This is a genomic window from Arthrobacter crusticola (assembly GCF_004357995.1).
Taxonomy (GTDB): Bacteria; Actinomycetota; Actinomycetes; order Actinomycetales; family Micrococcaceae; genus Arthrobacter_D; species Arthrobacter_D crusticola.
The window spans coordinates 229439-246191 of record NZ_SMTK01000004.1; the positions used below are offsets into that span (position 1 = coordinate 229439).

Consider the following 16753-nt stretch of genomic DNA (forward strand, 5'->3'; position numbering starts at 1 on the left):
GTGGATTCCAACGACGTCGAGTCAGACCTGAAGCACGTCCTGTTCAGCAAGGAACAGATTCAGCAGCGCGTCAACGAACTCGCAGCCGAAATCGACGCCGACTACCAGGGCCGCGAGATCCTCCTCGTGGGTGTGCTCAAGGGTGCCGTGATGGTGATGGCCGACCTCGCCCGCGCGCTCCACTCCCACATCACCATGGACTGGATGGCGGTTTCCTCCTACGGCTCGGGCACCCAGTCCTCCGGCGTGGTGCGGATCCTCAAGGACCTCGAAACCGACCTCATGGGCAAGCACGTGCTCATCGCCGAGGACATCATCGACTCCGGCCTGACACTGTCCTGGCTCAAGGCCAACCTCCTCTCCCGCGGCCCCGCCTCCGTCGAAATCTGCACCCTGCTGCGCAAACCCGACGCCGCCAAGGTCGACATCGACGTGAAGTATGTCGGATTCAATATCCCCAACGAATTCGTCGTCGGCTACGGCCTCGACTTCGCCGAGAAGTACCGGAACCTCGACTTCATCGGCACCCTCGCCCCCCACGTCTACGAGTAGGCCGGGCGCCTCCGCCGGGGCCCGGGCTGTACGCCCACAGGGAACTTATGCCCCAAACCGGACGTGATGAAACTGAAACCGTGTATATCTTGAGTGTTTCGAGGTGACGGCGGACGGAACACGTTATTTCCGGCATAAGCAGGAGGGACAGGGCACGCAGCCCTGAGAAGAATGAAATATAAGAACATGTTCAAGGGGCCGGTCATCTGGATCGTCCTGGCACTCGCCGGGCTCCTGTTTATCGTCCCCAGCCTGTTCAGCGGCAGCTCCGGCAGGGTCGACACCAACGTCGGCCTCGAGCTCCTGCAGGACAATCGGGTTGAGCAGGCCAAGATCCACGACGGCGAGCAGCGCGTCGACCTGACCCTCCGGGACGACTACGAGGACCTGGGCCGCAGCGTCCAGTTCTTCTTCAGCGCAGCCCGAGCCGAGGACGTCGTCGAGGCGGTCAACGAATCGGACGTCGAGGGCTTCACCGACCAGCCCGTCCAGAGCAACTGGTTCGTGAGCGCCTTCAGCCTGATCTTCCCGATCCTGATCCTCGGCCTGATCTTCTGGTTCCTGCTCAGCCGCATGCAGGGCGGCGGCTCCAAGGTGATGCAGTTCGGCAAATCCAAGGCCAAGCTGATCTCCAAGGACATGCCCCAGGTCACCTTCTCCGATGTCGCCGGGGCCGACGAGGCCGTCGAGGAACTCCTCGAAATCAAGGAGTTCCTGCAGGAGCCGGCGAAGTTCCAGGCCCTGGGCGCCAAGATCCCCAAGGGCGTGCTGCTGTACGGGCCTCCCGGCACGGGTAAGACCCTGCTGGCCCGGGCCGTGGCCGGCGAGGCCGGCGTGCCGTTCTATTCGATCTCGGGCTCGGACTTCGTAGAGATGTTCGTCGGCGTGGGCGCCTCCCGCGTCCGTGACCTCTTCGAGCAGGCCAAGAGCAACTCCCCGGCCATCATCTTCGTCGACGAGATCGACGCCGTTGGCCGCCACCGCGGCGCCGGCGTCGGCGGCGGCAACGATGAACGCGAGCAGACCCTCAACCAGCTGCTGGTGGAGATGGACGGCTTCGACTCAACCACCAATGTCATCCTGATCGCCGCCACCAACCGCCCGGATGTCCTCGACCCGGCGCTGCTGCGCCCGGGCCGGTTCGACCGCCAGATCGGCGTCGAGGCCCCCGACATGCGGGGCCGCGAGCACATCCTCTCCGTCCACGCCAAGGGCAAGCCGATGGCGCCCGGGGTGGACCTGAAGTCGGTCGCCAAGAAGACCCCCGGTTTCACCGGTGCGGACCTCGCGAACGTCCTCAACGAGGCGGCGCTGCTCACCGCCCGTTCGAACGCGCAGCTGATCGACGACCGCGCGCTCGACGAGGCCATCGACCGCGTCATCGCCGGCCCGCAGAAGCGCAGCCGCGTCATGAAGGAACTCGAACGCAAGATCACCGCGTACCACGAGGGCGGACACGCCCTGGTCGCCGCGGCCCTGCGGAACACCGACCCGGTCACGAAGATCACCATCCTGCCGCGCGGCCGCGCCCTCGGCTACACCATGGTGCTGCCGATGGACGATAAGTACTCGGTCACCCGCAACGAACTCCTCGACCAGCTCGCCTACGCCATGGGCGGGCGGGTCGCCGAGGAGATCGTCTTCCACGACCCCTCCACCGGCGCCTCGAACGACATCGAGAAGGCCACCGGCACCGCCCGGAAGATGGTGACCCAGTACGGCATGAGCGAGCGCATCGGCGCCGTGAAGCTCGGCCAGGGCGCCGGAGAACCCTTCCTGGGCCGGGACATGGGCAGCGACCGCGACTACTCCGACCAGGTGGCCTTCGTCGTCGACGAAGAGGTGCGCCGGCTGATCGACAACGCCCACGACGAGGCCTACGAGATCCTCACCGAGAACCGCGACGTGCTCGACCGGCTCGCGCTCGAACTGCTCGAGCGGGAGACCCTGAACCAGGCCGAGATCGCCGAGGTCTTCGCCGGAGTGCGCAAGCGCGGCCTGCGCAATGTGTGGCTGTCGAAGGACTCCCGCCCCGTGCATTCGCTGCCTCCGGTCGTCTCGGCCAAGGAGCGGGCCCAGGCCTCGCAGAACGGCCGGCCCGCGCCCGAGACCGTCGCGCCGCAGGATCAGATCGCCGAAGCCGACATCCCCGGCGACTTCGACGTCCACGGTTCCGACCTTCCCTCGCCCGAGTCCGACGGCGCCGCCGCCGACGGCAAGGGCGGGACCGGATCCCGGCAGCCCTAGGGGCGGCCGGCCCCCGGGCACAGGGATAGGATCAGAGCCGTGACTGACTTCGACAACGACGTGATCGACGCCGCCCTGGCCGCCTCGGGATCCCCGGTGGACCAGCCCCGCATCCAGCGGGCCGTCCGGGAGATCCTCGCCGCGATCGGCGAGGATCCCGACCGCGACGGCCTGGTGGAGACCCCGCGGCGCGTGGCACGGGCCTACGCCGAGATGTTTGCGGGGCTCCACCAGGACGCCGCCGACGTCCTCTCGACCTCCTTCGAGCTCGACCACCAGGAGCTGGTGGTGGTGAAGGACATCGCCTTCTACTCCACCTGCGAGCACCACCTGGTGCCGTTCCACGGCTCCGCCCACGTGGGGTACATCCCCTCCGAGGACGGCCGGGTCACGGGCCTGAGCAAGCTGGCCCGGCTGGTCGAGGTCTATGCCCGCCGCCCGCAGGTGCAGGAAAGGCTGACGACGCAGATCGTCGAGGCACTGATGGCGCACCTCAAGCCCAAGGGTGCGATCGTCGTCATCGAGTGTGAGCATATGTGCATGTCAATGCGGGGCATCCGGAAACCGGGTGCGAAGACGGTGACATCGGCCGTACGCGGCCAGATCCGTGAAACGGCCACCCGCGCCGAGGCCATGAGCCTGATACTTGGAAGATAGGACACCCCTTGGATTCACTCGCCGCAGCCCCCGGGACCGGCCCGGCCACCTCACCCCTTCCGGTGATCCGGCCGGTGCGCGTCCCGCGCACCTTCGAGGCGCTGCCCGCTGACCGCACCGTGGTGATGGGGATCCTCAATGTCACCCCCGACTCCTTCAGCGACGGCGGAAAGTACTCATCGACCGACGACGCCATCGCGCACGGGCTGCGGATGCACTACGCCGGGGCCGACATCATCGACGTCGGGGGGGAATCGACCCGCCCCGGCGCCGCCGCGGTGCCGGTCGAGGAGGAGCTCCAGCGCGTGCTTCCCGTGGTGCGGGCACTGGTCAAGGCCGGCGCGCTCGTCAGCATCGACACCATGCACCCGGAGACGGCCGCCCAGGCGGTCCGGGCAGGGGCCGGAATCATCAACGACATCTCGGGGAACGGCTTCGACCCCGACATGCCCGCCCTGGCCGCCGAACTGGGCGTGCCCTACATCCTGACGCACCGCCGGGGGACGGCCGAGACGATGGACTCCCTGGCCACCTACTCCAACGTCGTCGAGGAGGTCATCGCCGAACTCCTCGAGGTGCGCGATACCTTCGTCGCGGCGGGCGTGAAGCCCGGGAACATCATCCTCGACCCGGGCCTCGGCTTCGCCAAGACCGGCGGGCACAACTGGGAGCTGCTGCGCTCCCTCGACCGCCTCGGATCCCTCGGCCACCGGGTGCTCGTCGCGGCTTCCCGCAAACGCTTCCTTGGCACCCTGCTGACCTCGGCGGGGAAGCCGGCGGTGCCGGCCGAACGCGACGCGGCGACCCTGGCGGTCTCCGCGCTCGCCGCCGCGAACGGCGCCTGGGCGGTCCGGGTGCACGACGTCGGCCCCACCCTCGACGCCGTCAAGGTCGCCTCGGCCTGGGCGGGCCAGGGCTCCCCATGACGGCGCTCCGGCAGCTCGACTCGGTCTCGCTGACGGGCATCAGCGCCATCGGTCACCACGGGGTTTTCGACTTCGAACGGCGGGACGGCCAGCCCTTCCTCGTCGACGTGGTCCTCCACCTCGACCTGCGCCCCGCCGGAACCAGTGACGACCTCACCCGGACGGCCCACTACGGTGAGGTCGCCGAGCTGGTCAGCTCCATCATCGCCGGGAAGCCGTTCCAGCTGATCGAGGCGCTCGCCGAGACGATCGCGGCCGAGATCCTCGCCCGCTACCCCGTCGAGACGGTGGATGTCACCGTGCACAAGCCGAAGGCCCCCATCCCCGTGCCCTTCGGCGACGTCGCCGTCACTCTCCACAGGAGCAGGCAGTGACAACCGCCTCCCGGACCCCGGACGGGCCGGCTGCGACCTCCGGGGTCCGGGCCGTCCTGGCACTCGGCAGCAACCTCGGCGAGAGCCGCGGCACGCTCGCTTCGGCCATCGCTGACCTCACCGGCGGCGGCCGGGTGCGGCTGACGGCCGCCTCGCCCGTGGTGCGCACCCGGGCCGTCGGCGGACCGGAGCAGCCGGACTACCTCAACCAGGTCATCGAGGTCGCCACCGACCTCGGGCCCTATGAGCTGCTGGCACACTGCCAGGCGGTCGAGGAGAAGCACCTCCGGACCCGCACCGTGCGCTGGGGGCCGCGGACCCTCGACGTCGACATCATCACCTTCGGGGCATGGACCTCGACCGATCCGCGGCTGACGGTTCCGCACCCGCGTGCGGCCGAACGGGCCTTCGTGCTGAAACCGTGGTCCCTGATGGACCCCTCGGCAACCCTCGGCGGGGTGTCCGTCGCCGAACTCGCCGCCGGTGCCGCCGACCTGCCGGGCCTGGCCCTGTTCCAGGAAGGCTAGGCGCACATGATGAGCATTCGGTTCAGTTGGCTGATCGGCATCGGGATCGTCTCCGGCGTTGTGGGCTGGACCGTCAACTTCTGGGCGGGCCGCAACGGTTACCCCACCCCTTCACTCCACCTGAGTTCGCTGCTCACGGTCGCGCTGATCATCGCCGTGACGCTCGTGTTCGGCGTTCGGGTGCTGCGGTGGCGCAACGGCAAACGGGACCGTGAGCTGAACCCCATTCTCGCGGCCCGCACCGTGGTGCTGGCCCAGGCGACGGCCTACGCGGGCGCCCTGAGCCTGGGCTGGCACGCGGGCATCTTCGTCGACCAGCTCTCCCTGCTGGCCGTACGCGATACCTTTGGACCGGCGTGGGGGACCCTCGCCCTGATGGCCGGCGGTATCGTCATGGTCGTCGTCGGCCTGGTCGTCGAGGGGTTCTGCAGGATCCCGCCCGAGGACGAGGGCGGCGCCGGCACCCCGGGAACAAGCGAGGGAGAGTATGCGTAGGGAACCGATCGACCCCGAAGGCATTGTCTGGTCGAGGGTCTCACCCAAGTACCTCCGGGTGCGCCTGATCGGCTGGTTCGTCGGTTCGGTGATCTACCTGCTGATCTTCAGCATCCCGCTGATCCTCCGGCTCGCCGGGGTGTGGCCGGACTTCCCGCCGCTGGCCATCGCCATTGCCCTGCCGGCCGCCGTGCTCCTCATCAGTGGATGGAGGGGCCTGCTGCTTCCCCGCCAGGTCCGTGCCCTCGGGTATGCGGAGCGCGACGACGACCTGCTGATCCGCAGCGGAGTCATCTTCCAGCGCACCCTGGTGGTCCCCTACGGCCGCATGCAGTACGTCGACGTCGCCGTGGGCCCCCTCGAGCGCGCGTTCGGACTGTGCACCCTCAAACTCCACACGGCCTCCCCGGCCACCAACGCCGCTATCCCGGGCCTTCCCGCCGCCGAGGGAGCTCGACTCCGCGAGCAGCTCTCAAGCCGCGGGGAAGCACGGCTGGCGGGTCTGTGAGCGTCCCCGACCCGCACCCGGGAACTCCGTATCCCGGCCAGCCCCGCGACAGGGCCGCGACGGCGGACGGGCCCATGCCGGGAGGCCCGCCGGCCGGAACGGATGACGACAGCTGGCGCCGGGTCTCGGTGATCTCCCCGCTGGTGCGCGGCTGGATCGCCCTCGCCGCCATCGCGTTCTTCTTCGGCAGGGACTGGTTCGAAGGCCTCTTCGGCCCCGGTGCCCGGGAAGGGCTGCCGGGTGCCATTGGGATCGGGCTGACCATCGCGCTCATCCTGGGCATCGTCGTCCTGATCGCGCTCGGGTTCCTCGTGTCCTGGTACTTCACCCGCTACCAGGTCACCGCCGAGTACGTGCGCGTGAATTCGGGCGTCCTGTTCCGGCAGAACCGGCAGGCCCGCCTCGACCGCGTCCAGGCGATCGACGTCGTCCAGCCCTTCCTCGCCCGCATCTTCGGACTGGCCGAGCTGAAGTTCGAGGTGGCCGATGCCGGCGAGTCGGCGGTCCGCCTGGCCTTCCTCCGCCTCTCCGAGGCCCAGCAGCTCCGGGCCACCATCCTCGCCCGGGCCTCCGGCGCCGCGGTGGCACCCGATGCCTCCGGCGGCCTCGCCGAGGCGCCCGAGCGCGAGGTCGTCGCGGTGCCCTCCGGCCGGGTGATCGGCGCCGTCCTGCTCTCGGGTACCACCGTGCTGCTCCTGGCCGCGGTGGTCGTCGTCGCCACGGTGACAGTGGTGTTCCGCACCCCGTTCGCCGCACCGACCCTCATCCCCATGGCACTGGGGGTCGCCGGTACGTACTGGAGTGCGCTCAACTCCGGCTACAACTTCCGGGCCGCCCTCTCACCCGACGGCATCCGGGTCCGGTACGGCCTGCTCGACACCCGGGCGCAGACCGTCCCGCCGGGGCGGGTCCAGGCCGTCGGAATCGACCAGCCGCTGCTCTGGCGGCTCAAGGGCTGGTACCGGATCAACGCCAATGTCGCCGGGTACGGGGCGGGTTCCCCGGGCGAGGGACAGGCCCGGGCCACGCTGCTGCCCGTCGGAACCCGCGCCGAGGTGTTCTCCATCCTCGCGCTCGTCCTGCCCGACCCCGGCACCGAGCGCCCGCTGGAGGTATTCTCCGCCGGCCTGAACGCCTCGGGGCCGGCCGAGGGCTTCACCACGGCACCGCGGCGAGCCCGGTGGCTCGCACCCCTGACCTGGCGGCGCAGCGGCTTCGCCGTGACCGGCACGGCGCTGCTCGTCCGCTCGGGGTACTTTCACCGCAGGCTCGCCGTCGTGCCCCACGAGCGGACGCAGTCGCTGTCGCTTCACCAGGGCCCCCTTGAGCGGGCCCTTCGGGTGATGGAGCTGCAGCTGCAGACGACGCCCGGTCCCGTCGCACCCTCCCTGAGCCACATTGATGAGACCGCGGCGCTCGACCTGTTCTCGGGGCAGGCCCGACGCGCTGCCGAGGCGCGCCGGCGGAGCATCCCCGAGCAGTGGATGAAGCCCATCCAGCAGACCTCCGGCGCCGTCATGCCGGCACCGCCCAGCTACGGCCCACCCGCTACCGGGGCACAGGAGCCGCCCGGTCCCGGCCAGCCCCCGCTCGATCCCCCGCGTGACCAACCGCTTGAGCAACCACCGCTTGATCCACCGCTTGACCAGCCGAACAGGCAGCAGATCCCGGAGGGACCCGGTAGCCATGAACAACGTTGAATCCTCACGCAGACCCGGCCGCCTCGGGGTGGGCGTCATCGGAGCCGGCAGGGTCGGCGCGGTGCTCGGCGCCGCCCTGCGCACTGCCGGACACGCGGTGGTCGGAGTGTCCGCGGTCTCCGAAGCGAGCCGGGAACGCGCGGAAACCCTCCTGCCAGGGGTGCCCATCCTCGACATTCCCGTCATCGTCGAACGGGCCGAACTGGTGCTCCTGGCCGTGCCCGACGACGCCCTCCCCGGGCTCGTCGAAGGCCTGGCACGCCTGGGCGTCTGGCAGCCCGGACAGCTCGTGGTCCACACCTCCGGCCGCTCCGGCACCGAGGTCCTCGCCCCGGCCCGCCGCGCCGGTGCCATCCCGCTGGCCATCCACCCGGCCATGACGTTCACCGGACTCAGCCTGGACCTCGGCCGCCTCCCCGAGTGCACCTTCGGCATCACGGCGCCCGCGGCGGTCCTGCCCATCGCCCAGGCCCTCGTCGTGGAGATGGGCGCGGAGCCGGTGATCATCGAGGAGGAGAGCCGGCCGCTCTACCACGCGGCACTGGCCCACGCCTCGAACCACCTCGTCACCCTGGCCTCGCAGTCCGCCCAGCTGCTCAGCGACCTCGGCGTGCAGCGCCCCGACCGGATGCTCGGCCCGCTCATGAAGGCCTCCCTCGAGAACGCGCTGAGCTCAGGGGAGTCGGCCCTGACCGGCCCGGTCGCCCGCGGCGACGTGGAGACCGTTCGAACCCACACCGCCGCACTGGCCCGCCACGACGCGGCCGACGTCGCACTGGCCTACCGCGACATGGCGCGGGCCACCACCCTGCGGGCCCTTGACCGGGGCCTGCTCAGCGCCGAGCAGGGAGCAGCGGTGCTCGCGGCCCTTGAACCGACCCCCACCGAGGACGAACCATGACCGAGACAATTCCGGGCACTCCACGGCTCGTCACGACGGCCGGAGAACTCCGCAGCGCCGGCGCCGAACTGCTCCACCGGGCAGCGGAAAATCCCCGGCGCGGGGCCGCGCGGCGTCCGTCGCTGGGACTGGTGCCGACAATGGGTGCGCTCCACGCCGGCCACGCCGCGCTGGCCGCGGCGGCGCGCACAACGAACGACGTCGTCGTGGTCACGATCTTCGTCAACCCGCTGCAGTTCGGAGAGCAGGCCGACCTCGACCGCTATCCGCGCACCCTGGAGGCCGACCTCGAACTGCTGGGCGCCCAGGGGGTGGACCTGGTGTTCGCCCCGGCCGCCGACGAGGTCTACCCCGACGGCCCCCCGCAGGTACGGCTGCAGGCAGGCGCCCTCGGGGAGAAACTCGAAGGCGCGTTCCGGCCGGGCCACTTCGACGGCATGCTCACCGTCGTGGCGAAGCTCCTGAACCTCGGCGCTCCCGACGCCGCCGCCGATTACCGCGCCTACTTCGGCCGGAAGGACGCCCAGCAGCTGGCGCTGGTGAAGCGCATGGTGCGCGACCTCAACTTCCCCGTCGACATCATCGGCGTGCCTACAGTGAGGGACGCCGACGGCCTGGCCCTGTCGAGCCGCAACCGCTTCCTCTCGGCGGACGAACGCGTTGCCGCCCTCGTGCTGCAGCGAGCGCTGGGCATGCTGAGGGAACGCGCTGAGCGGAACGAGCCCCTCGACCCCGACTCCGTGCTGGCGATGATCGCCAGCGAACCGGCCGTGAGCCTCGAGTACCTCGAGGTCGTCGACCCGCTCAGCCTCGAACCGCTCGCCTTCGCCTGCGCCAACACCCCGTTCACGGGGACCGCGCTGGCGCTCGTCGCCGCCCGGGTGGGCCCGGTGCGGCTCATCGACAATATGGAACTGAACGGCGGGTGAAATCCGGGGATTACCGGACCCCGTAAACTTGGCTACCGTGACGAAAGAAAACCCCACCCCTGAGGTCCTCTCCGCCGACGAGTTCACCGAGCAGATGCGGATCCGCCTCGAGAAGCGTGCCCGCCTGATCGAAAGCGGCAGGGAGCCCTACCCGGTCAAGCCCGAACGCACCCACTCGCTCGCACAGATCCGTGCAGCGTTCCCGGGCCTCGAGCCCGATGAGGCCACCGGCACCCGGGTCTCGGTGGTGGGACGCGTCGTCTTCATCCGCAACACCGGCAAGCTCGCCTTCGCCACCCTGCAGGAGGGCGACGGAACCCGGCTGCAGGTGATGCTGAGCCTCGCCGTCGTCGGTGAGGAGCAGCTCGCCGACTGGAAGGCACTGGTCGACCTTGGGGACCACGTCCAGGTCCAGGGGGAGGTGGTCAGCTCACGGCGCGGCGAACTCTCGGTGATGGCGGAGAGCTGGGCCATGGCGTCAAAGGCACTGCGCCCGCTGCCTACCCTTCACGCCGGAGTCAACGAGGAGACCCGCGTCCGGCAGCGCTACGTCGACCTGATGGTCCGCGAGGAGGCCCGCAGCATGGTCCGCACCCGCGCTGCGATCACCCGCTCCCTGCGCGAGACCCTTCACGCCAACGATTACATCGAAGTCGAAACTCCGATTGTCCAGCTGGTCCACGGCGGGGCGACCGCGCGGCCGTTCGAAACCCACCTGAACGCCTTCGACCAGAAAATGACCCTCCGCATCGCGCTCGAGCTTTATCTCAAAAGGGCGGTCGTGGGCGGAATTGACCGCGTGTACGAGATCGGCCGGATTTTTCGGAATGAGGGCGTCGATTCGACGCACAGCCCCGAATTCACCATGCTCGAATCCTACGAGGCCTACACCGACCAGTTCGGAATGGCCGAGCGGATGAAGGAAATGATTCTCAATTGCGCCGACGTCCTGGGGATGCGCACCATCGAAACACCCCAGGGAACCATTGACCTCGACGGCGAATGGAAGTGGCTCGGGGTCTACCCCGGGCTGTCGGAGGTTCTGGGGCAGGACATCACGCCGGAGACCGGAGCGGCGGTCCTGGCGCGCATCGCCGATGAGCGTGGAGTGTCCGTGGACCCCGCCTGGGATGCCGAAAAGCTTGTCCTTGAGCTGTTCTCGGAGCTCGTCGAGCCGACCCTGATCCAGCCCACCTTCGTCTACGACTACCCACCGTCGGCCCAGCCGCTCGCCCGGCCCCACCGGAGCAACCCGCGCCTGATCGAGGCGTGGGATCTGATCATCGGCGGCATGGAACGCGGCACCGCATTCTCCGAGCTGATCGACCCGGTGATCCAGCGCGAACGGCTCACCGAGCAGTCGCGGCGGGCCGCGGCCGGCGACGAAGAGGCCATGCAGCTCGACGAGGACTTCCTGCGGGCCCTCGAGTATGGCGCCCCGCCCATGGGCGGCATCGGGCTCGGCATCGACCGCCTCGTGATGCTCTTCACAAATACCGGAATTCGGGAATCCATCCTCTTTCCCCTTTTGAAGCCGGAAGCGGGCTGAGCCCATGGAATACCTCGAAGTGCTCCTGCCTTCGGCCACCCTCGCCGTTCTTTTCTACTTTGTGATGCGCACCATCCTCAATGCCGACCGGTCCGAGCGCGAAGCGATGTCCCGGGCGCGGGAACTTCGCGTGGAGGAAGATCGTTCCCACGATGAACCAACTGAAACCAGCGGCCCGGAGTCCGGGCCGGATATCGACGGAACTAATTCAGCGAAGTAATTTTTTTGACGGCATCCTGAGCGTGCCCCATAATCTAATTAGGGGATATTCGCATACACGCACTAATTCAGGAGCTCACGGTGGCGCAGAAAGTGAAAATCATCCTCATTGACGACGTAGACGGCGGCGAGGCCGACGAAACCGTCCGGTTCGGGCTCGACGGAGTCCAGTACGAGATCGACCTCTCCGAGGCCCACGCGAAGGAACTGCGTTCGGCGCTGGGAACCTACATCTCCTCGGCCCGGCGCAGCAGCTCCTCGAAGCAGCAGCGCGCCAGTGCCGCCCCCGCCCGGAACCAGGAAGCGGCGCAGATCCGTGAATGGGCGAAGGAAAACGGATACAACGTATCCGCCCGGGGCCGCGTGAACAGCGAGATCGTGGAGGCATACCGAGCCGCCCAGCGCTGAGCGGGCGGTTCGGCGCATATTCTCGCCTGTGGCGAACACGCCCCAATTCCTGTGCGGGTACACGTAGCATCGAGTTACGCGTTAGCTAGGAGTGTGTCTCATGTTTGAGCGATTTACAGATCGTGCCCGTCGAGTTGTCGTGTTGGCCCAGGAAGAGGCCCGCATGCTCAACCATAACTACATCGGCACCGAGCACATCCTGCTTGGCCTCATCCATGAGGGTGAGGGTGTTGCCGCCAAGGCTTTGGAATCACTCAGCATTTCCCTGGGTGCTGTGCGAGAGCAGGTCCAGGAGATCATCGGGCAGGGCCAGCAGGCCCCGTCCGGCCATATCCCCTTCACCCCCCGCGCCAAGAAGGTGCTCGAGCTTTCCCTGCGGGAAGCGCTGCAGCTTGGCCACAACTACATCGGCACGGAGCACATCCTGCTCGGCCTCATCCGCGAGGGTGAGGGCGTTGCCGCGCAGGTCCTGGTGAAGCTCGGGGCCGACCTCAACCGGGTCCGCCAGCAGGTCATCCAGCTGCTGTCGGGCTACCAGGGCAAGGAGCCGGCCGCGGCCGGCGGCCAGCAGCAGGAGGGAACCCCGGCGGGTTCCGTCGTGCTCGACCAGTTTGGGCGCAATCTGACCCAGGCCGCGCGTGAATCGAAACTCGACCCGGTGATCGGGCGCGAGAAGGAGATGGAGCGCGTCATGCAGGTCCTCTCCCGCCGCACCAAGAACAACCCGGTGCTGATCGGTGAGCCCGGCGTCGGCAAGACCGCCGTCGTTGAGGGCCTCGCGCAGGCGATCGTCCGCGGGGACGTGCCGGAGACGATCCGCGACAAGCAGCTCTACACGCTCGACCTCGGTTCGCTCGTGGCCGGCTCCCGGTACCGCGGCGACTTCGAAGAGCGGCTGAAGAAGGTGCTCAAGGAAATCCGCACCCGCGGTGACATCATCCTGTTCATCGACGAGATCCACACCCTTGTGGGTGCGGGTGCCGCCGAGGGCGCCATCGACGCGGCATCGATCCTGAAGCCCATGCTCGCCCGCGGCGAGCTGCAGACGATCGGTGCCACGACCCTCGATGAGTACCGCAAGCACATCGAGAAGGACGCCGCCCTCGAGCGCAGGTTCCAGCCGATCCAGGTCGCCGAGCCCTCCGTGGCCCTGGCGATCGAAATCCTCAAGGGACTGCGCGACCGGTACGAGGCGCACCACCGCGTCTCGATCACCGACGGTGCCCTGGCCTCCGCGGCGACCCTCGCCGAACGGTACATCTCCGACCGGTTCCTTCCGGACAAGGCGATCGACCTGATCGACGAGGCCGGCGCCCGGCTGCGCATCCGCAGGATGACCGCCCCGCCGGAGCTCAAGGAGATCGACGACCGGATCGCCGACGTGCGCCGCGAGAAGGAGTCGGCGATCGACGCCCAGGACTTCGAGGGTGCCGCGTCGCTGCGTGACAAGGAGCAGAAGCTCCACGACCAGCGCGCCGACAAGGAACGCCGCTGGAAGTCCGGCGGACTCGACGATATCGCCGAGGTCGACGAGGAACTGATCGCCGAAGTGCTCGCGAACTCCACGGGCATCCCGGTCTTCAAGCTCACCGAGGCCGAGTCCTCGCGCCTGCTGCACATGGAAGATGAGCTGCACAAGCGGGTCATCGGCCAGAACGAGGCGATCAAGGCGATCTCCCAGGCCATCCGCCGTACGCGGGCCGGCCTCAAGGATCCCAAGCGCCCGGGCGGTTCCTTCATCTTTGCCGGTCCCACCGGCGTCGGTAAGACGGAGCTGGCCAAGGCGCTCGCCGAGTTCCTCTTCGGCGACGAGGATGCCCTGATCACCCTGGACATGTCCGAGTACTCCGAGAAGCACACGGTCTCGCGCCTCTTCGGTGCCCCTCCGGGCTACGTCGGATACGAAGAGGGCGGGCAGCTGACCGAGAAGGTCCGCCGCAAGCCGTTCTCCGTGGTGCTGTTCGACGAGGTGGAGAAGGCGCACGCCGATCTCTTCAACTCGCTGCTGCAGATCCTTGAAGACGGCCGCCTGACCGACAGCCAGGGCCGCATGGTGGACTTCAAGAACACCGTGATCATCATGACCACCAACCTTGGAACCCGCGACATCTCCAAGGGCGTCATGACCGGCTTCCAGTCGGGCACCGACACCAACACCAGCTACAACCGGATGAAGGCGAAGGTCACCGAGGAGCTCAAGCAGCACTTCCGGCCCGAGTTCCTCAACCGCGTCGACGACACCGTCGTGTTCCCGCAGCTCACCCAGAGCGAAATCGTGGAGATCGTGGACCTGTTCCTCGAGCGCCTCGGCAAGCGCATGGCGGACAAGGGCATGACGATCGAGCTGACTCCTGCGGCCAAGGTGCTGCTGGCGACGCGCGGTTACGACCCCGCGATGGGTGCGCGGCCGCTGCGCCGCACCATCCAGCGCGAGATCGAGGACCAGCTGTCCGAGAAGATCCTCTTCGGCGACCTCAAGCCGGGGGAGCGGGTGGAGGTCGACGTCGAGGGCGAAGGCGTCGACGCGAAGTTCACCTTCGTCGGCCACGGCGAGCCGAAGGCCATCGAGGACGCCCCGCCCGCCATCGAGGCGACCGTCCCCGAGTAACACTCAGCAGTACCGAAAGGCCCGCCCCGGCACACCGGGGCGGGCCTTTTTGCGTGCGCGGCGCCGGCCGCAGCAGTCCCCGGTGCGCCCGCCGCTTTGTAGACTGGTGCGGGTGAGCCCGTCCTTCCGCATCCGTCCCGCCCGCACCTCCGACGTCGGCGCCATCCGCGCCCTGGTGGCGCCGCTGGCCGACGAGCGGGTCCTGGTGGCCAAGGAGACAGTGGCCTACTACGAGGGTCTCCAGGAGTTCCGCATCGCCGAGGACCCGAACGGCACGGTGCTCGGCTGCGGGGCGCTGCACGTGATGTGGGAGGACCTCGCCGAGGTGCGCACCCTCGCCACCGCCGAATCGGCGAAGGGCCGCGGCGTGGGAACCGCCCTGGTGGAGCGGCTCCTCGCCGATGCCGCCGACCTCGGCGTCCGGCGGGTCTTCTGCCTCACCTTCGAGGTCGAGTTCTTCCGCAAGCGCGGCTTCGAGGTGATGAAGGACCAGTCGCCGGTGGACCCGGAGGTGTATTCGCAGCTCCTGCGCTCCCACGACGAAGGCGTGGCGGAGTTCCTCGACCTGGCCCGGGTGAAGCCGAACACCCTGGGAAACACGCGCATGATCCGCATTCTCTAGGCGTTTTCGGCCGGGCAGAGGTGGTCAGGGAGACCCCACCCGGATATAGTAAGAGTGCTTAGCATCGCTCGCGGTGCGGTTGGGTCTCCCGGAACCGGGGCCCGAATGCCGAGGAGAAGGAGTCTGTTCATGGGACTGGATGACAAGATCGGAAACAAGGGCGAAGGCCTGGGCGGCAAGATCAAGGAAGGTCTTGGTAAGGCGACGGGCGACCAGAACCTTGAGGCCGAAGGCCACAAGGACCAGACCAAGGCAAGCCTCAAGGATGCCGGCGAGAACATCAAGGACGCCTTCAAGAAGGGCGACCGCTAGAGAACTGCACGTCCGGATCGCAGCATCCGGCCAAGCCGCGGGAGAGTGCCCAGCAATGGGCCTCTCCCGCGGTGGCTTAACCGCACCTCACGGCAGGGATGGAGAAAAACCGCTATAGGAATGGGCCCTGCCACCGGGTATCGTTCATCGTGGCCGGCGCGGTCCACAGGGGACAGCCGGGCCGAGACCTCGCCCAGCCGAGAAGGAGCGTACCTTCGTGAAAAAGCTCATCAATGACCCAAAGGCCGTCGTCAACGAGTCCGTGGAGGGCTTCGGCCTCGCCCACGCCGACCTGGTCACCGTCCATACCGATCCGCTCTTCGTCGTGCGCAAGGACGCGCCCGTCCAAGGCAAGGTGGGCCTGGTCTCGGGCGGAGGCAGCGGCCATGAACCCCTCCACGCCGGGTATGTGGGGCGCGGGATGCTCGACGCCGCGGTGCCCGGGGCGGTGTTCACCTCGCCGACGCCCGACCAGATCCTCCCGGCGACCACGGCCGTGAACGGCGGCGCCGGCGTGCTCCACATCGTCAAGAACTACACCGGCGACGTCCTGAACTTCGAAACGGCCGCCGAACTTGCGGCGGCCGAGGGTGTTGAGGTCCGTTCCGTGCTCGTCAATGACGACGTCGCGGTCGAGGACTCCCTCTACACCGCCGGGCGCCGCGGGGTCGGCGGGACGGTCTTCGTCGAGCGGATCGCCGGAGCCGCGGCCGAACGCGGCGACGACCTCGAGGCCGTCACCGCGGTGGCGCAGCGGGTGATCGACAATGTGCGCTCCATGGGCGCCGCGCTCGCACCGAGCACCGTACCCCACGCCGGGGTCCCCAGCTTCGACCTCGCCGAGGATGAGATTGAGATCGGCATCGGAATCCACGGCGAACCCGGCCGGCACCGCATCGCCATGGAGAACGCCGACGGCATCACCACGCGCCTGCTCGAGCCGATCACGGCCGACCTCAACCTCGGCTCGGGCGACCGGGTCCTGCTGATGGTCAACGGCATGGGCGGCAGCCCCGCCAGCGAGCTCTACATCGTCTACCGCAAGGCCGTCGCCCTCCTGAAGGAGCGCGGGGTCACCGTCGAGCGGTCCCTCGTGGGCAACTACATCACCGCCCTCGAGATGGAGGGCGCGTCGCTGACGGTGCTGAAGCTCGATGACGAGATGATCACCCTGTGGGACTCTCCGGTCTCCACCGCCGCCCTGCGGTGGGGGGTCTAG

Annotated in this window: 18 protein-coding genes; all 18 read left to right on the top strand. The window is 68.4% G+C overall.

The features are described 5' to 3' along the window. Window positions 1-552, top strand: a complete 552-nt coding sequence (gene hpt, locus E2F48_RS12740) for a hypoxanthine phosphoribosyltransferase (RefSeq protein ID WP_120165844.1) — start codon at window positions 1-3, stop codon at window positions 550-552. A 171-nt stretch (window positions 553-723) separates the two neighbouring features. Next, a complete protein-coding gene (gene ftsH, locus E2F48_RS12745) occupies window positions 724-2799 on the top strand; it encodes an ATP-dependent zinc metalloprotease FtsH (protein ID WP_133404351.1) in 2076 nt (691 codons plus the stop codon). A gap of 39 nt (window positions 2800-2838) precedes the next feature. Further along, complete coding sequence (gene folE, locus E2F48_RS12750; RefSeq protein ID WP_133404352.1) at window positions 2839-3456, top strand: GTP cyclohydrolase I FolE; 618 nt, start codon at window positions 2839-2841, stop codon at window positions 3454-3456. Window positions 3457-3464: 8 nt separating this feature from the next. Further along, complete coding sequence (gene folP, locus E2F48_RS12755; RefSeq protein WP_133404353.1) at window positions 3465-4382, top strand: dihydropteroate synthase; 918 nt, start codon at window positions 3465-3467, stop codon at window positions 4380-4382. Next, entirely contained in the window at window positions 4379-4756 is a 378-nt protein-coding gene (gene folB / locus E2F48_RS12760) for a dihydroneopterin aldolase (protein WP_133404354.1), read from the top strand. Before folP ends, folB begins: the two co-directional genes overlap by 4 nt. Next, complete coding sequence (gene folK / locus E2F48_RS12765; RefSeq protein ID WP_133404355.1) at window positions 4753-5283, top strand: 2-amino-4-hydroxy-6-hydroxymethyldihydropteridine diphosphokinase; 531 nt, start codon at window positions 4753-4755, stop codon at window positions 5281-5283. Before folB ends, folK begins: the two co-directional genes overlap by 4 nt. Before the next feature lie 6 nt (window positions 5284-5289). Then, window positions 5290-5778, top strand: a complete 489-nt coding sequence (locus E2F48_RS12770; RefSeq protein ID WP_133404356.1) for a DUF3180 domain-containing protein — start codon at window positions 5290-5292, stop codon at window positions 5776-5778. Further along, window positions 5771-6286, top strand: a complete 516-nt coding sequence (locus E2F48_RS12775) for a PH domain-containing protein (protein WP_133404357.1) — start codon at window positions 5771-5773, stop codon at window positions 6284-6286. Before E2F48_RS12770 ends, E2F48_RS12775 begins: the two co-directional genes overlap by 8 nt. A 74-nt stretch (window positions 6287-6360) precedes the next feature. Further along, entirely contained in the window at window positions 6361-7986 is a 1626-nt protein-coding gene (locus tag E2F48_RS12780; protein WP_185149824.1) for a PH domain-containing protein, read from the top strand. Further along, window positions 7973-8887 (top strand): Rossmann-like and DUF2520 domain-containing protein, encoded by a 915-nt coding sequence (locus tag E2F48_RS12790; protein ID WP_133404358.1) that lies wholly within the window; start codon window positions 7973-7975, stop codon window positions 8885-8887. The genes E2F48_RS12780 and E2F48_RS12790 overlap by 14 nt, the downstream gene beginning before the upstream one ends. Further along, entirely contained in the window at window positions 8884-9816 is a 933-nt protein-coding gene (gene panC / locus E2F48_RS12795; RefSeq protein ID WP_133404359.1) for a pantoate--beta-alanine ligase, read from the top strand. The genes E2F48_RS12790 and panC overlap by 4 nt, the downstream gene beginning before the upstream one ends. A gap of 94 nt (window positions 9817-9910) precedes the next feature. After that, window positions 9911-11365, top strand: a complete 1455-nt coding sequence (gene lysS, locus E2F48_RS12800; protein WP_133404568.1) for a lysine--tRNA ligase — start codon at window positions 9911-9913, stop codon at window positions 11363-11365. A gap of 4 nt (window positions 11366-11369) precedes the next feature. After that, window positions 11370-11585, top strand: coding sequence for a hypothetical protein (locus E2F48_RS12805; protein WP_133404360.1), 216 nt, complete (start codon window positions 11370-11372; stop codon window positions 11583-11585). Window positions 11586-11665: 80 nt separating this feature from the next. Next, on the top strand, window positions 11666-11992 hold the full coding sequence (locus E2F48_RS12810) for a histone-like nucleoid-structuring protein Lsr2 (protein ID WP_120166428.1): 327 nt from the start codon (window positions 11666-11668) through the stop codon (window positions 11990-11992). Window positions 11993-12092: 100 nt separating this feature from the next. Beyond that, a complete protein-coding gene (locus E2F48_RS12815; RefSeq protein ID WP_133404361.1) occupies window positions 12093-14600 on the top strand; it encodes an ATP-dependent Clp protease ATP-binding subunit in 2508 nt (835 codons plus the stop codon). Window positions 14601-14712: 112 nt separating this feature from the next. Then, complete coding sequence (locus E2F48_RS12820) at window positions 14713-15222, top strand: amino-acid N-acetyltransferase (RefSeq protein WP_133404362.1); 510 nt, start codon at window positions 14713-14715, stop codon at window positions 15220-15222. Window positions 15223-15351: 129 nt separating this feature from the next. Continuing rightward, the gene (locus E2F48_RS12825) at window positions 15352-15534 is read left to right on the top strand and encodes a CsbD family protein (protein WP_120165832.1); all 183 of its coding nucleotides are present in this window, start codon (window positions 15352-15354) and stop codon (window positions 15532-15534) included. Window positions 15535-15751: 217 nt separating this feature from the next. Next, window positions 15752-16753, top strand: coding sequence for a dihydroxyacetone kinase subunit DhaK (dhaK, locus tag E2F48_RS12830; RefSeq protein ID WP_133404363.1), 1002 nt, complete (start codon window positions 15752-15754; stop codon window positions 16751-16753).

Excerpts from the sequence above, each read along its gene's own strand:
- E2F48_RS12780 (WP_185149824.1), top strand. The coding sequence starts at position 6,361 with ATGCCGGGAGGCCCGCCGGCCGGAACGGATGACGACAGCTGGCGCCGG.
- ftsH (WP_133404351.1), top strand. The coding sequence starts at position 724 with ATGAAATATAAGAACATGTTCAAGGGGCCGGTCATCTGGATCGTCCTG.
- E2F48_RS12805 (WP_133404360.1), top strand. The coding sequence starts at position 11,370 with ATGGAATACCTCGAAGTGCTCCTGCCTTCGGCCACCCTCGCCGTTCTT.
- panC (WP_133404359.1), top strand. The coding sequence starts at position 8,884 with ATGACCGAGACAATTCCGGGCACTCCACGGCTCGTCACGACGGCCGGA.
- E2F48_RS12770 (WP_133404356.1), top strand. The coding sequence starts at position 5,290 with ATGATGAGCATTCGGTTCAGTTGGCTGATCGGCATCGGGATCGTCTCC.
- lysS (WP_133404568.1), top strand. The coding sequence starts at position 9,911 with ATGCGGATCCGCCTCGAGAAGCGTGCCCGCCTGATCGAAAGCGGCAGG.
- E2F48_RS12825 (WP_120165832.1), top strand. The coding sequence starts at position 15,352 with ATGGGACTGGATGACAAGATCGGAAACAAGGGCGAAGGCCTGGGCGGC.
- E2F48_RS12815 (WP_133404361.1), top strand. The coding sequence starts at position 12,093 with ATGTTTGAGCGATTTACAGATCGTGCCCGTCGAGTTGTCGTGTTGGCC.
- folB (WP_133404354.1), top strand. The coding sequence starts at position 4,379 with ATGACGGCGCTCCGGCAGCTCGACTCGGTCTCGCTGACGGGCATCAGC.
- E2F48_RS12790 (WP_133404358.1), top strand. The coding sequence starts at position 7,973 with ATGAACAACGTTGAATCCTCACGCAGACCCGGCCGCCTCGGGGTGGGC.
- E2F48_RS12775 (WP_133404357.1), top strand. The coding sequence starts at position 5,771 with ATGCGTAGGGAACCGATCGACCCCGAAGGCATTGTCTGGTCGAGGGTC.